10 protein-coding genes are annotated in these 15,208 nt (G+C 57.3%); 7 read left to right on the top strand and 3 right to left on the bottom strand.

The features are described from left to right. The first annotated feature begins 641 nt into the window (after positions 1-641). The 7 genes from OU419_RS14625 to OU419_RS14595 all read left to right on the top strand — a co-directional run bounded on the left by OU419_RS14625 (position 642) and on the right by OU419_RS14595 (position 12,812). A complete protein-coding gene (locus OU419_RS14625; RefSeq protein ID WP_254476411.1) occupies positions 642-1,265 on the top strand; it encodes a response regulator in 624 nt (207 codons plus the stop codon). A gap of 8 nt (positions 1,266-1,273) precedes the next feature. Then, positions 1,274-3,742 (top strand): ATP-binding protein, encoded by a 2,469-nt coding sequence (locus OU419_RS14620; protein WP_254476436.1) that lies wholly within the window; start codon positions 1,274-1,276, stop codon positions 3,740-3,742. Positions 3,743-3,789: 47 nt separating this feature from the next. Then, positions 3,790-5,586: a response regulator gene (locus OU419_RS14615; protein WP_254476438.1), complete on the top strand. Its 1,797-nt coding sequence runs from the start codon at positions 3,790-3,792 to the stop codon at positions 5,584-5,586. A gap of 132 nt (positions 5,587-5,718) precedes the next feature. Beyond that, on the top strand, positions 5,719-6,135 hold the full coding sequence (locus OU419_RS14610) for a hypothetical protein (RefSeq protein ID WP_254476440.1): 417 nt from the start codon (positions 5,719-5,721) through the stop codon (positions 6,133-6,135). 288 nt (positions 6,136-6,423) lie between these two features. Next, positions 6,424-7,293, top strand: a complete 870-nt coding sequence (locus OU419_RS14605; RefSeq protein ID WP_254476442.1) for a hypothetical protein — start codon at positions 6,424-6,426, stop codon at positions 7,291-7,293. Positions 7,294-7,355: 62 nt separating this feature from the next. Next, a complete protein-coding gene (locus tag OU419_RS14600; RefSeq protein WP_254476444.1) occupies positions 7,356-12,338 on the top strand; it encodes a YadA-like family protein in 4,983 nt (1,660 codons plus the stop codon). 69 nt (positions 12,339-12,407) lie between these two features. Then, the gene (locus OU419_RS14595) at positions 12,408-12,812 is read left to right on the top strand and encodes an outer membrane protein assembly factor BamE (RefSeq protein WP_254476446.1); all 405 of its coding nucleotides are present in this window, start codon (positions 12,408-12,410) and stop codon (positions 12,810-12,812) included. A 187-nt stretch (positions 12,813-12,999) separates the two neighbouring features. Here OU419_RS14595 and OU419_RS14590 read toward each other — a convergent pair whose 3' ends face one another. From OU419_RS14590 to OU419_RS14580, 3 genes are read right to left on the bottom strand one after another with little or no spacing between them, the layout of a single operon-like run. After that, positions 13,000-13,470 (bottom strand): arsenate reductase ArsC, encoded by a 471-nt coding sequence (locus tag OU419_RS14590; RefSeq protein ID WP_254476448.1) that lies wholly within the window; start codon positions 13,468-13,470, stop codon positions 13,000-13,002. 27 nt (positions 13,471-13,497) lie between these two features. Continuing rightward, a complete protein-coding gene (locus OU419_RS14585) occupies positions 13,498-14,781 on the bottom strand; it encodes an arsenic transporter (protein ID WP_254476451.1) in 1,284 nt (427 codons plus the stop codon). A 20-nt stretch (positions 14,782-14,801) separates the two neighbouring features. After that, positions 14,802-15,149, bottom strand: coding sequence for a metalloregulator ArsR/SmtB family transcription factor (locus OU419_RS14580; protein ID WP_254476452.1), 348 nt, complete (start codon positions 15,147-15,149; stop codon positions 14,802-14,804). Positions 15,150-15,208 lie beyond the last annotated feature (59 nt).

The raw sequence follows: 15,208 nt of genomic DNA, 5'->3' as shown, positions 1-15,208 counted from the left end.
GGTTTCTCACGTGTATCAGAGTGATCCGTAGTGGTCTGTCCCGGACTGAAGGGACTCTGACTTAGGGTGGACAATGTCCACCGCATGGCTGAGGTCACCATGAGCGCGAAGTAGGCGCTCACCATCTTTTCGCAGCCCGCGAAGTGAAGTTCCGCGTCATCGAAGCGTTGGCCGGTCGCTATCCCGTAGCACCTATGTGTCGGCTGCTGCGGGTATCCCGCGGCGGCTTCCATACCTGGCAGCAGTGACCGGCGAATCGGTTTCTGAGCCATGAGCTCCGCACTATCCATCATGAGACGAGTGGGATTTATGGCCATCGCCGATTCAAGGCCGAGTTGGCGGACTTGGCGCTGACGGCTGGTTTTCAGCAGCCGTCCTGCCCTGTGATTGCTCCGCCCCCCCCTGGATCGCCAGTTCGCTTCGAATCGCCCCCATTTAGCTTGCAACTCCTGATGCTGGATAACCGCGCGCAAGACTCCATACGAGGCCTTATTGTGCTCTGTTGCGCAAGTCGCTTGTAGGAGTTCATGGATTTTTGTGTAGGAATACGCCTGCCGAACAGTAAGTAACGTCTGAGGGTATCGACAAAAAAAACTTCAGAGATATCGTGGTGATAGCAATTAACTTAAGCGGTGTTTTAAATGAGCAGCGTTCTTGTTGTAGACGACCATCCGATGATCCTGCTGGCCGTTCGTTCGATTTTGGAGAGAAATGGGTACGAGGTTGTAGGCGAGGCGGAGAATGGGGTTGAAGCGCTGGTAAAACACAGGGAGTTGGAGCCTGACCTGGTTATTTTAGATGTTCGTATTCCCAAGCTGCAAGGTATAGAGGTCATTCGCCGCATTACAGCTTCCGGGCTTGGCACCAAAGTTCTCGTGCTAAGCAGCATGCCGGCTGAAATTCTAGCCAAACGCTGTGAAATGGCCGGAGCCTCGGCTTTCGTATGCAAGAAGAGCGGTCTGCAGGATCTTTTGCAAGGGGTAAAGTCCACTTTGAGTGGGTATAACGAATTGCCCGCTCCGAGTGAGTTTAAGTTTATTACAGATCAACAGGTCGAGGATTTTCGCAAGCTGGGCCGGCTTACTGATCAAGAGATAATGGTGATGCAGTATCTGGCTGCGGGTGCTACCGCGGCAGAAGCCGCACGCGAAATGATGCTAAGCGCCAAGACAATCAGTACTTATAAATGCCGCTTGTTCGAAAAGCTTGGGGTTAGGGATATGTTGCAGCTACAGGATTTTGCAAGGCGCAACTCTATCATCTGATCGCCAAAATGAATAAGTTCTGCTTTGCCGCCATCTTTTTGTTCAGCATGGCATTTTTCGAGCAGCTTGCCGAAGTGCTCCCAGACTCAGTGATGGCTGCTTCTTTGGAGGTTGGACTATCCACTGAATGTCTCAATGACTCCGGAAGGATGTCGTGGCACGCTCATCAAAACCATTTCCGCACTGCCAGCTTGAATCATGGAAAAGAATTGACTGACCTTGCGTGCCATAGAGGGAAGGGAAAGTCAGTCTTTAAAGAATTATCCGATCCAGCTCTGTCGTATTTTAATTCTGAATATGAATTGCAGGACAATAAGCGTTCGAGACGTATGAAAATGTCCGGCTACTGGCAAGCGATTTTTGAATCACTCTCTGGGCTTTGGGCTTACTATCAGGTGCAGTTTGCAAGGGTCTTCTGGGCAGCGCTGGTGATCCTCGTCGGCGTCCTGCTGTGGAACTGGCGACTATTGGTGAAGATGCGCAGCCGGGCAGTATCAGAGCGCGAGCTGATAGATCGGCTGGAGTTCAAGCGCGCCATGATTGACGGAATTCCCCATCCTGTTTCGGTGCGAGATCGGCTGGGTCGTCTTGTTACCTGCAATCGAAACTTCCTGGAACAAACTGGGATGACTCGCAAGGAAGCCCAGGGAACCCGTTTGATTGACAATGAATGGCTGTCGGAAATAGATGCTCAAAGGCTTCATCAGGAATACCTGAATCATATCGAGCAAGCGGAAAACCTGTCTGGAGATATAATTTTAGTTATCCGTGGTGAGAGGCGCGAGATCTATCATTGGGCCTCGCCCTATCGCAACAACGAGGGAGAGGTTTCCGGCCTGGTGTGCGGATGGATCGATGTGACTGATCGGGAACGCCTTCACCATGAGATTCAGTTGGCCAAGGAACAGGCGGAAGAGGCAAATCGTGCAAAAAGCAAGTTTCTCGCCACGATGAGTCATGAAATTCGCACTCCCATGAATGCAATCATCGGCATGCTGGAACTCGCCTTGATGGATTCCAGGCAGTCGCCTGATGACGTCGATGCCATTGCCGTGGCCTACGATTCAGCTAAAGGGTTGCTGCAACTGCTCGGCGATATCCTGGATGTTGCGAAGATCGAAGCGGGAAAAATGACGCTTATGCCGGAGCGCGCCAATCTTCGTGCGCTGGTGGATTCCGTGGCGCGGGTCTACGAGGGGCTTGCCCGGCAGAACGGCCTGGAACTTAGGGTTGAAATGAAGCTGGACGATATCACTGATGTGATGATTGATCCGCTGCGATTCAAGCAGATCCTCTTCAACCTAGTGAGCAACGCCATTAAGTTTACCGATACCGGCTTCGTCCGTATTGGCCTCAGAAGCGAATCTCTCGCCAATGAAGAAATAATTATATATATCGAGGTCGAAGACAGCGGCATCGGCATGAACAGTGACGACCTGGCGGAGGTCTGCGAACCATTCCAGCAGGCACGCGAGTTGGCGGGGCGTGCATCTCGCGGCGGTACCGGGCTAGGCCTGACAATCTGCCGTACGCTCGCTGAGATGATGGGAGGGGGCTTGCATATCGAAAGTGTCCCTGGGAGGGGGACAACCGTCAGCGTTCATTTGCTAAGCAGCGTGCTTGAACCTCTGGAAAACGCGGCGGTTTCGGAACGCCCAGCTCAGATTGAGTGCGCGCCAATGAAAATTCTGATCGTCGATGACCACGAAGCGAATTTGTTTCTTCTGTCCCGACAATTGGGCCATCTCGGGCACATGGTTAATGTAGCGAGCAATGCCAGGGACGCGCTGACGCAATGGATGGCCGGCGAATTCGACTTGGTAATCACCGACTGTTTCATGCCAGACATTACCGGGTATGAGCTGGCTCGCAATATTCGCATCATTGAGAGGGCAAGGGGAGTACGTCGCTGCACTGTTGTTGGTCTTACAGCGAACGCTCAACCCGATGAGATACAACGGTGCCGGGATGCCGGTATGGATGGCTGTCTATTCAAACCCATCGGCCTGCAGGATCTTCGTTCCTATCTGCAGCGCATAAACCGACCGGAGCAAACCCTTACCACCGATGCCTTTGACTTCCGGGCAGTGCAAGCCCTGTCGTGCGACGATCCAACCTTGGCGGTAAACCTGCTCCAGCGCTTGTACAGTGCCAACAGCAAGGATCTGGCGCAACTTGAGCCATTGCTGCAATCCGGGAATCTGTCAGCGTTGGCTGATCTCGCACATCGAATTCGAAGTGCCGTGTCATTGATCGGGGCGACGGAGGTCTGCGAGCGGATAAGGGAACTTGAACGAGCCTGCAGAGAGGGGGCTTGCCAAGATCAGCTACTAGTTCTCGTTGCCAAAGTTCTCGAATCGATGAACGCCTTACAGCTTCAATTGACATTGGTTATAGAGGCCGGCAGGCAAGAAGGTATTAGCCGTGGCTGCCCTCATCGCACTGAACGCTCTGCGAATCCCGACAGCGTCTTGTGACCTAGCTTCTATTCTATTCAGACCAATCTCGATCAAGGTGGCGCGTCATGAGCTCGGTGATGATCGTCGATGAGCATCCGATCGCAAGACATGCTTTGCGGTTGCTCCTGGAGGCAGAAGGCCTCACGGTTGTGGCGGAGTGCGGCAATGGTACCGAGGCGCTGGAGCTGGCGCGCCGCCTTCGCCCGACCCTTATGGTGCTGGAATTGGCGATTCCCGGTCTGGGCGGGTTAGAGACCATTCAACGAGTGGTACGCCAAGCCTCGGGGGTCAAGGTACTGGTCGTTACCGGCCAGAGTTCCGAATATTTTGCCGCTCGCAGCCATGAAGCAGGGGCGCTCGGTTTCATCAGCAAGCAGACAGATCTCCAGCAAGTGGGTGTTGCGGTCAGGGCCTTGCTGAACGGGCATACATACTTCCCCCGCGATTCAGTTCTGGCCCTGCCCAATATTTCCCCCGATCAGGTCGAGTCCAATCCTCTTAAAGCGTTGTCGACGCGGGAGCTGACGGTTCTGCAGATGTTAGCCAAAGGAATGGCCAACAATACAATTGGCGAACAGTTGTTATTGAGCGAAAAAACCATCAGCACCTACAAAGCGCGAGTAATGCAAAAATTGCGCGCCGGCTCAATGTTGGAACTGCTCGATATTGCGCGACGTCACGGGCTAATAGATGCCACGCCATTCAGCAGCGAGATCGCCGCACCGCAACTGCCGGATAGCGAAACCCAGCGGGAATTGCTCTTGCTTCGGGAAGTAATAGATGCACTGCCGCATGCAGTTTGTTTTCGGGACATAGAAGGCCGGCTAGTCACCTGCAACAAACAATATCTCGTGCAGCATTCTCTTACACTGGAGCTTGCGGTAGGGCGGCGTATTGATGAAACCGGGGAGCTGCCGCCCAAACAAGGTCAATATGCGCACGATCTGCTGCTTGCCGCAATGAAGAAGGGAGAACCCTATACCCTGGAAGTGAAAATAAGCCTGCCTGCAGGGGAGCGCCTGGTTCGCCACTGGGGCAAGCCATATAGGGACAGTGGGGGAAACTTGCTCGGACTGATTTGTGGCAATGTAGATATAACTGATCTAGACAGGAATCTGGTCGACCTGAGGAGTACCAGTAACAGACGTGAGATTTCCGTTCAGGCGAAAGAACAGTTCATGCAGTGGATTATCGACGAGATGTCCTCGCCACTTAACAGAATTGCAGCGATGCTCGATCTTTCCATTTCTCCTGCAGAGGATGTCAATAAGAATGAGGCGTTAGACGTCGCCCGTCACGCGACCAAGGGGCTGCAGGATATGCTAGGGAAATTCCGCGATTACCTGCGCTTGGAAGCAGGAAAGCAGCCCCTTTCACCCTGGGCACTGAATGTCGAGGAGTTGACTCGGAAGCTCGTTGATGAGTTTCGGCAAGCTGTGGCCGAACGTGGCCTGACAATGAAGCTGGATACTCACGCAGCACTGCATCCTGATGTCTGGCTCGACCCGAACGTGTTCAGCAACATTGCGCGGGCGGTTTTGAACAATGCTCTTAAATACACGGATCAAGGCAATATAGAAGTCTCTCTTCTTTGCTTGGGTACAGGCCAGGGACTGGTTCAGGTAGAGTTGCGGGTACGCGATACCGGTATCGGCATGGACGCTGATATGCAGTCGCGAATTTTCGAAATCTTCAACCATCGTTTTGACGATCTGAACATACGGCGTGGGAGCAATGGTATCGATTTGGCACTCTGCAAACTACTGGTCGAGCAGATGGATGGCAAAATACAACTGACCAGCTCTCCAGGGGAGGGGACTTCGATCTCCGTCACCTTAATGCTGCCTGCTGCGAATCGCTGAATTATACATTCAGGCTTTTGGGAGTTGCGAGAGATCTGTCAGCGGTATCTTACTTTTCCCTAGGCGTCTTCTGATGCCGCTGTATCGCGGAAAGCCTTACATTGGCTGAAACCTTACAATCAAAGATACGCCATGTTTAGTTATTTGACCAGGGTGTTGGTATTTTGTAGTGGCTTTGGGCGCCTGCTTACTCTTAGCGCAACGCTAAATCGTTTCGGAATCTTCAGGATGGCCCTGTGCTCAAATTTGGAAGAAGTCCGGCAGGCTTGCGCCAGGAATGCCGGGTTCGATCTTTTCATTACGGAAGAGCTCATTCCCGGCATTGATGAGTTGAACCGTTTAAGCGCAATGAGCAAAGACGGTTGCTTCAAGCGATTACTTATCGTTGGTAACTATTCTTCATGTGAGAAGAGTCAGCTTTTCAAATGGGCCTTGGAAAAGCGCGTCGGCCTTCTCGATGTTGTAGAGAAACCAATGTCCGCCATGCTTTTGCTGCAAGCATTAGAGAAGCTTCCAAAAGTCGCCGATTGTAATCTTGATGCAGATTAATCGCTGGTTTACGAGCTCTGCAGGCGTGATGTGTCGGAAGTATGATCCGAATCTTCATGCGCCATGAAAGCATTCGGCGATTGGTATTGAGAGTGCGCTGGTCGGGCTGAATCAATCCTGGAACCACGAAAGATTCCTTTGGAATGAAAAGGAATAATAGCCCGGCGGCTACGTCGCTGGAGTGATAATGAAATGGTGATTCCTACACGAAGCCCCTCTCATTCTGATATCTGGTCGTTACGTCTCTGAATATTCTATTCATGTCTTCAGTAACCCGTGTTTTTAACCATGAAAACCTTAATTCTTTGTATTGAGCCCAAGGAGAAAAGCTCGCAACCTTGTCAAGGATCGTCAATCAAATCGAACTGTAATTTTTCGTTCGGCTTTTCGGTAAGTAACGTCCTGGCAAGACTCTTGTGGGTCTGCATTGCCTCGTTCAGCACTGCCAGTGCGCAAGCCGACACTCTTGATCTCGTGCGGCAAACCCATCAGCAATTGCTTGGCGGCGAAATGGCAGCCGCGAAGGCTACTTTCAAGAAGGTTCCCCGAAGTGATCGTAGCTTGCCGCCTGTCATTTTCGAGCAGGCGTTGCTTGATGACGCGGAGGGCCACCATTTACAGGCCCGCCAACAATACGACCGCTTGAAAACGGGGCCGCTGGCAAGCTCGGCTGAAGTTCCATCAGCGGTGAACCTCGCCGCTATTGGTCGATTCAGAGATGCCGGCGAAGCTTTCAAAAAGCTAAGTACCAGCCAGGATTCGTATGTCGCCGGCTACGCTGAGCTCTGGCAACTCTGGCTGACCGCGCGAATACACAACGGCAGTTCTGCCATACATCGCGCGAAGCTCGCCGAAGCGGCTTGCAGAGTACATGCAGCCTCTCCTCAGCAGCAGGCTATTGCCCAGCTATATGCCGGCAACGGGAGTGTCGACGCCGTATTCGCTGCTATTGACAGCATGAGTTTTGCCGACCCGTTGCAGATGCGCAGTGCGCGCACCGAGGCAGCATTCTTTGCTGGTGGGTATTTGCAATATGTCCTCAAAGACTATGCCGCTGCAAAGCGCATCTATGACAAAGAACTTTCCCAGCCAAGTGCTTCTATTGAGCGGCCATTGCTGAAGCAGTCCCTTGCCGGGCTGTCCATCGTCTCTCACTAAGTCAATTTAAACCATTTTCTCATTGAATTCCGACTCTTTGAGTCGGGTGGAGTTGTATTGCCATGAACAAAGTATATCGACTTGTATGGAACGCTTCGCTCAAAACCTGGGTGGTGGCAAGTGAAATCGCGAAGTCCTATCGTAAAGGTGGCAGCCGCGCGGCCAAAATGGCTGGTGCTACTGCCGCTGTAGTGCTCGCAATGTCGGGCGGTGAGGCGGAAGCTTATACAGTCAACATTGGTTCAATAGGGAATCCGGGCACTGTCGCCAGCGATGGAGGTTATACCGAGAATACTGCAATCGGCTCTGGTGCGAATGCAGGGTCCACACCCGGTACAACTGGTTTCGGCTCCACCGCTATTGGTCATGACTCGTCTGCTACTGGATTAGGTTCAGTCGCTGTGGGGGAGAGCTCTGCTTCGGAAGGCTCTTTTTCGATTGCGATCGGCAACGGCGCAAACGTAGCCGCGAACACCGGAAGTGGTATCGCTATCGGCGCTAACTCTAAAGTGGACGCCTCCAATGGTACGGGTGTCGGGTCGGTAGCAATCGGCGACGGCTCAATGGCAGCGGGTATTGGCGCTACTGCGCTTGGCTATCAGGCCAGCGCCAGTGTGGACGGTAGTGTCGCCCTCGGTAGCAAGGCCTCGAGCAATGATTCCTGGGGGGTCGCAGTCGGGTCCAGGGCAACCGCGAACGGCAGCGGAACGGCTATCGGTGCAGATACCAATGCCGTTCAGGGCGGCGTTGCAGTTGGAGTCTCTGCGGTGGCGGCTGACAAGTTCGGTGTTGCTATTGGTTCGGGGGCCAACTCGAACTATGGCTCTGTTTCGGTTGGCAGATCTTCAAGTGCAAGTGGGCAATTTGCAGTTGCTTCCGGATGGATGGCCAACGCCACCGGTGATTATGGAATTGCGATGGGGCAATGGGCCAATGCACAGGGTAAATCCTCCCTCGCCTTCGGTTCAGAAAGCGTTGCGCAAGTTGCCGGTGGTGTGGCGCTTGGTGGTCAGTCAGTCGCCAGTACTACATCGGGGGTAGCGGGCTATGTGCCCATCGGAGCAACAACAAGCCAGACCTCTGCCGTAAATGCAACGCAGAGCACGTTGGGAGCAGTGTCGGTGGGTGACCCTTCCACGGGCAAATACCGCCAGATCAACGGGGTCGCGGCTGGCACTGCCGATACCGATGCAGTCAACGTGGCGCAACTGAAGGCGGTTGGGATGTCGACCGCAACGCATTACTACAGCGTCAACGATAACGGCACGCCAGGCGGCAACTATCTCAACGATGCCGCGACCGGTGCGAATGCCTTGGCTGCCGGAAAAAACGCCTCGGCATCCGGTGACAATGCCGTTGCCATCGGGCTGGGCAGTTCGGCCTCCGCTCAGAACGCCAATGCGATTGGCAACGGTGCGAATGCAAGTACGGTAGACGCAACCGCCATCGGCACAATCAGCCAGGCGAGCGGCGAAAAATCTGTCGCGATCGGCCAGGATGCTCAGGCTACGGCGATGAGCAGTACTGCCATCGGGCAGGGTAGCCGCGCAACGATGGACTACACAGTCGCCCTCGGCACCAATAGCCAGGCCACTGAGTTGTCCACCACGGCGGTGGGCCAGAACAGCCAGGCGATTGGGGCGTATTCGGCGGCATTCGGCAACTCTGCCGTTGCCGGCGACTTCGCGGCGACCGCACTTGGCCAGAACGCCCAGGCGACAGGTCAGTTCAGCACCGCTGCTGGCAATGGCGCTGTTGCCGGCGCTCTTGGCGCAGCGGCCTTTGGCGCCAATGCGGCGGCTACGGGTGAGCGAAGCACAGCGCTGGGCGCGGACACCAATGCTTTGGCCAAAGAGAGTACAGCCATTGGCCAGGGCGCTCGGGTAACGCATGAGACAAGCGTTGCACTGGGCGCAGGCTCCTCGGCAACTGGCTCGACGCTGGGTAACGAAGCGTACCTCTTGGGCGGCACGGCAACGAGTGAGGTCAACATCGGCGATCGCCGCATCACCGGTGTGTCCGCCGGCGCGGAAGATACGGATGCCGTGAACGTCGGTCAGTTGAAGGCTTCGACGGCTGACGCGGTGATGTACGACAACAGCACCCACAACAGCGTCACCCTGGGTGGCAATTCCTACGATTCCAGCACCCATCTTGGCGGCACCACCATCACCAACGTCGCCAACGGCGTGAACGATAGCGACGCGGTGAACATGTCTCAGCTCAACGAGACCAACACCAACGTTGCCAACATCGACAACCGTGTAACCAATGTCGAGGGTGATGTCACCACCTTGCAGGGCGATGTGAACAACCTGGATGGCCGGATCACCAACATCTACCAGACCGGCACCAAGTACTTCCATGCCAACTCCACTGGTCCCGATTCGGTCGCCTCGGGCGTGGACTCGGTGGCTGTCGGCATGGGGGCTAAAACTGCACTGGCTTCTACTGACGGCATCGCCATCGGTAGAGGTGCTGACGTCTCTTCAAATGCTCCAGGCGCCATCGCGATAGGTTCGGGGGCTGTTGCGCAGGGTAACGTGGGGGCTGTGGCGGTCGGCCGGAACACCAAGGTATGGACCGGCAGCGTAGCCGTCGGCGATTCTGCCCAGGCCTACAACAACGATGGTGTGGCCGTTGGGAACCAGGCCAACGCCAACGGGGGTACTAGTTCTGTTGCAATCGGCTACAGGGCGACCAGTGCCGCTGGCTCGAATGGTTCCACGATCGTTGGCGCCAACGCCAAGACCATCGGCGCTGCAGAGCGTTCGACGGCACTTGGCCTATCGTCCACTTCGGTGCTGGAATCAACCGCTGTGGGCGCCATGTCCTCGGCCACCGGCACTGGCAGCCTTGCGCTGGGGCACGCTTCTTCGGCGACGGCAGGATCATCGGTGGCGCTGGGCCAGGGTTCGGTGGCCAATACTGCCGCGGGTATCGCGGGCTACGACCCCTTGACGAAGCGGGCCTCCACCAGCACCAGTGCCGTCTGGAAGAGCACTTTGGGCGCGGTTAGCGTGGGCGATGCGGCCAAGGGTGCGACCCGCCAGATCACCGGACTGGCGGCAGGCACGCAAGCAACCGATGCGGTCAACGTTGCTCAGCTCCAGGCCGCCGCATCCGCCTCGGTTGCCGACGCGGTGATGTACGACAACAGCACCCACAACAGCGTCACCCTGGGTGGCAATTCCTACGATTCCAGCACCCATCTTGGCGGCACCACCATCACCAACGTCGCCAACGGCGTGAACGATAGCGACGCGGTGAACATGTCTCAGCTCAACGAGACCAACACCAACGTCGCCAACATCGACAACCGTGTAACCAATGTCGAGGGTGATGTCACCACCTTGCAGGGCGATGTGAACAACCTGGATGGTCGTGTCACCAACATCTACGAGACCGGCACCAAGTACTTCCATGCCAACTCCACCGGTACCGATTCGGTCGCTTCGGGCGTGGACTCGGTGGCCATCGGCATGGGAGCAGTGTCCAGCCACGACGGCAGCGTCGCTTTGGGTTCCGGTTCCGTCGCGGATGGCAGCACTCTGGGCCATGAGGCCTATTTGGTGGGTGGCACCGCCTCTGGAGAGGTGAACATCGGTAGCCGTCGCATCACCGGTTTGTCGGCCGGCGCGGATGACAACGATGCGGTCAACGTCAAGCAACTGAAAGCCATCACAAGCGACGCCGTCGCCAATGTCGTCATGTACGACAACAGTACCCACAACAGCATCACTCTCGGTGGCCCGACTTACAACAGCGTAACCAAGACCGGCGGCACCAGAATCACCAACGTTGCGCGCGGCCAGGAAGACAGCGATGCGGTGAACATGTCGCAGCTCAATGAAACCAATGAGCGGGTCACCAACATCGACGGTCGCGTTACCAATATCGAGGGCAGCATCACCAACATCAACAATGGGGGTGGCATCAAGTACTTCCATGCCCACTCCAGCAAGGCTGACTCGGTTGCCACTGGTGTGGACTCGGTAGCGGTCGGCCCCAGTGCGCAGGCCAGCGGCAAAGGGTCCATCGCGATGGGCGAGGGAGCCAGTGCGTCGGCTGACGGCAGTGTGGCGGTAGGGCAGGGAGCGAGTGATAACGGCCGTGGAGCCGAAAACTACAGCGGCAAGTATTCCAACGTGGCCAATGCCAGCGTCGGTACCTTCTCGGTGGGTAACTCCGCCACCGGTGAAACCCGCACCATCAGCAATGTCGCTGACGGCAAGGAGGCCACCGATGCGGTGAATCTGCGCCAACTCGATGGGGCCGTGGCGGAGTCGAAAGCCTATACCGATAACTCGGTGAAGACCATCAACAACACCGTGGTAAACGTCGACAATCGCGTAAGCAAGGTCGAAGGCGATGTTGCCAACATCCAGAACGGCACTGACGGCATGTTCCAGGTAAACAACACCGCCAACCTGCCGAAGCCAAAACCGACAGGCCGAGATTCGGTCGCCGGCGGAGCAGGAGCCGAAGCGTCTGGCGCCAGCAGTCTGGCCATCGGTACCAGGTCCAAGGCTACAGGCGAAAACTCGGTTGCCTTGGGCAACGGTGCCAGCGCCTCGGCGAAGAACTCGGTGGCGATAGGCGTCAACTCGGTTGCCGATCGTGAGAACAGCGTTTCGGTCGGCAGCGCTGGCAGTGAGCGCCAGATCACCCATGTGGCAGCAGGTCGGGCGGACACCGACGCTGTAAATGTCGGCCAACTGACCAAGAGCCTCGGTGACGTGACCAACAACGCCAATGCCTATACCGATAGCCGTTATGCCCAACTGAAGAACGACCTGGACAAGCAGGACGATGTGCTCAGCGCCGGTATCGCCGGAGCGTTGGCTCAAGCCAGTCTGCCACAGCCGTACTCGCCGGGTGCGAGCATGGCGGCAGCGGGTGTGGGTGCCTATGGCGGCCAGTCGGCCCTGGCGGTAGGCGTGTCGCGGATCTCCGACAACGGCAAGTGGGTAACCAAGCTGCAGGGTAGCGCGGATTCCCAAGGTGAAGTCGGGGTGTCGGTCGGCGTCGGCTATCAGTGGTAAGCCGTTGATCCATGAATAGGCCCGGCTCCGGTTGGGCCTTTTCAAACAGCAGAGTATGAGAAATACATCATGAGCAATTTGAATTTTTACCGTGTCATTTATCTGGCGATTACCGCCGCTGCGCTGTCCACCCTGGTAGCTTGCACCAGCACTCTGAGCGAGGTGGACGAAAATGGCTTGACTCAGGCTCCGGTCTTTCCTGCGATGGAGAGCGCTGCTCGACCTGACGGCAGCTACGTCAATATGGAAAATCTTGCAAAAGTATCCACTGGCATGAGCAAGGCTCAGATCCGCGAGTTAATAGGTCCGCCGCACTTTGCGGAGGGGATGTTCCGGGTACGAGAGTGGGATTACATCCTGAAGTTTCGAGAGCCGAACAAGACATGCCAGTACAAGGTTCTGTTCGATAGGAACATGGTCGCCCGTTCTTTCTACTTCTCGCCGGGTAACTGCTTGAAGCCTGCGCTTTCATAGGGGCTCGCACGTGGCGGGGAGGCTGAAAGGATCACGATGCCCGCTGATACAGCATTTGCGCTCGGAAGCGCGGCATCGCTTCCTCATGGTCGGCGGCACTTCCTCGAAGGCGATCGCCGTGCCTGCCACTCTGCGGGCGTAGATGAGCTGGATCGCCGGCGTGTCTTCAGGGCAGGTTTCCTCCTGTTCAGAGAGCGCCGATGCGATCCAGTTCGCGCTTGAGTTCGTCGTGGCCGAGGGTAGTGAAGGGAAGGGCGAAGAAGGCCCGGCAGCGCAACTCAATGCGGGCCAGCGTGGCGCGGAAGGCGGCGTCAATTGCAGATTCGTCACCGACGACATCGGAAGGGTCTTCCAGCCCCCAGTGGGACTTCAGCGCCGGGCCGAAGTACAGCGGGCAGGCTTCGCCGGCGGCCTTGTCGCAGACAGTGATGACGATGTCCGGCGGATTGCCTTCGAACGCCTCGTTGCCCTTGCTGCTCAAACCCTCGATGGAGATGCCGGCGTGCTGCAGCGTGGTCAGGCTGCGCGGCAGCACCTGGCCCTTGGGGAAGCTGCCGGCGCTGACGGCCTCGAAGCCTTTCGGTGCAAGATGGTTGAACAGTGCTTCGGAGAGAATGCTGCGGCAACTGTTGGCCGTGCACATGAACAGGACTCGCATGGAAGGCTCCTCCGTTGAATGCGGACGTCAGAGGCTCAGGCGCAGCGCCAGGGCCGAAAGGGTGATCAGCAGGACCGGCAGGGTCAGCAGGATGCCCACCTTGAAGTAGTAACCCCACGTGATGCGCATGCCCTTGCGCTCCAGCACATGCAGCCAGAGCAGCGTGGCGAGGCTGCCGATGGGGGTGATCTTCGGGCCGAGGTCGCAGCCGATCACGTTGGCGTAGATCATCGCCTCGCGCACCAGCCCTTCCGCGCCGCTGGCCTGGATCGACAGGGCGCCGACCAGCACGCTGGGCATGTTGTTCATCACCGAGGACAGCAGCGCCGAGAGCAGGCCGGTGCCGATGGCGGCGCTCCACAAGCCCTGTTCGGCAAGACGGTCGAGCAGGTGGCTGAGGAAGTCCGTGAGGCCGGCGTTCTTCAAGCCGTACACCACCAGGTACATGCCCAGGGAGAAGATCACCACCTGCCAGGGGGCTTCGCGCAATACGCGGCGGGTGGAGATACGGTGCCCGCGCGCGGCAACCGCGAACAGGATCGCCGCACAGGCGGCAGCCACGGCGCTCACCGGGATGCCCAACGGCTCCAGGGCGAACAGGCCGACCAGCAACACCAGCAACGTCCACCAGCCGACGATGAAAGTGGCGCGATCGTGGATAGCCGCCTTCGGTTCCTTCAGCGCATCGACTGCGTACGCTCTCGGGATATCGCGGCGGAAGAACAGGAACAGCACCAGCAGGGTGGCGGCGACGCTGGCGAGGTTGACCGGCAGCATTACCGCGGCGTACTCGGCGAAGCCCAGGCCGAAGTAGTCGGCGGAGACGATGTTCACCAGGTTGGAGACCACCAGCGGCAGGCTCGCGGTATCGGCAATGAAACCGGCGGCCATGACGAAGGCCAGCGTCGCGGCGGGGGAGAAGCGCAGGGCGAGCAGCATCGACATGACGATGGGGGTGAGAATCAGCGCTGCTCCATCGTTGGCGAACAGCGCCGAGACGGCGGCACCGAGCAATACGCAGAAGGCGAACAGGCGCCGGCCGCTGCCATTCGCCCAGCGCGCCACGTGCAGCGCCGCCCACTCGAAGAAGCCGGCCTCATCCAGCAGCAGGCTGATGACGATGACGGCAATGAACGTGGCGGTGGCGTTCCAGACAATCGCCCACACGGCCGGGATGTCGTGCAGCGAAACCGCGCCGGCGGCCAGGGCGATGATCGCGCCCAGGGCGGCGCTCCAGCCGACGCCAAGCCCCTTGGGCTGCCAGATGACCAGGACGAGGGTGAAAACGAAGACAGCAACGGCGACCAGCATCGGAGACTCGCTCGGAAAGATCAGCAGCAGGCGGTGTCACGGACGGGGCGGCCGTCCATGTTCTGCAGGCGGAGGGTGTTGTCGGCCAACCATTGTGCGTTGGCCTGCAGGGTGACCTGCAGCATCTCCCGCACCCAGGCAGGCAGTTCGGGATTGAGGCGGTAATACACCCACTGACCCTGGCGGCGATCCAGCAGCAGGCCGCTGCCGCGCAGTTGTGCCAGGTGGCGGCTGATCTTCGGCTGGCTGTCGTCGAGGGCGCACATCAGCTCGCAGACGCAGAGCTCGCCCAGGCTGGCGATGAGCAGGGTGGCGCGAGCGCGGGTTTCGTCGGCCAGGCTCCTGAAGACTTCGGGCGGAGTGATCATGGCAGCGCCTTATATATGGGAAATTGAATATATGAATTTCCATATATTTAGCGCAACCC

It is taken from the genome of Pseudomonas triclosanedens (assembly GCF_026686735.1).
Taxonomy (GTDB): Bacteria; Pseudomonadota; Gammaproteobacteria; order Pseudomonadales; family Pseudomonadaceae; genus Pseudomonas; species Pseudomonas triclosanedens.
The sequence above is the reverse complement of the archived record's forward strand: the minus strand, read 5'-3'. Positions and strand labels throughout refer to the sequence as shown.

Coding starts and splice junctions, on each gene's coding strand:
- OU419_RS14625 (WP_254476411.1), top strand. CDS start 642: ATGAGCAGCGTTCTTGTTGTAGACGACCATCCGATGATCCTGCTGGCC.
- OU419_RS14620 (WP_254476436.1), top strand. CDS start 1,274: ATGAATAAGTTCTGCTTTGCCGCCATCTTTTTGTTCAGCATGGCATTT.
- OU419_RS14615 (WP_254476438.1), top strand. CDS start 3,790: ATGAGCTCGGTGATGATCGTCGATGAGCATCCGATCGCAAGACATGCT.
- OU419_RS14610 (WP_254476440.1), top strand. CDS start 5,719: ATGTTTAGTTATTTGACCAGGGTGTTGGTATTTTGTAGTGGCTTTGGG.
- OU419_RS14605 (WP_254476442.1), top strand. CDS start 6,424: ATGAAAACCTTAATTCTTTGTATTGAGCCCAAGGAGAAAAGCTCGCAA.
- OU419_RS14600 (WP_254476444.1), top strand. CDS start 7,356: ATGAACAAAGTATATCGACTTGTATGGAACGCTTCGCTCAAAACCTGG.
- OU419_RS14595 (WP_254476446.1), top strand. CDS start 12,408: ATGAGCAATTTGAATTTTTACCGTGTCATTTATCTGGCGATTACCGCC.
- OU419_RS14590 (WP_254476448.1), bottom strand. CDS start 13,470: ATGCGAGTCCTGTTCATGTGCACGGCCAACAGTTGCCGCAGCATTCTC.
- OU419_RS14585 (WP_254476451.1), bottom strand. CDS start 14,781: ATGCTGGTCGCCGTTGCTGTCTTCGTTTTCACCCTCGTCCTGGTCATC.
- OU419_RS14580 (WP_254476452.1), bottom strand. CDS start 15,149: ATGATCACTCCGCCCGAAGTCTTCAGGAGCCTGGCCGACGAAACCCGC.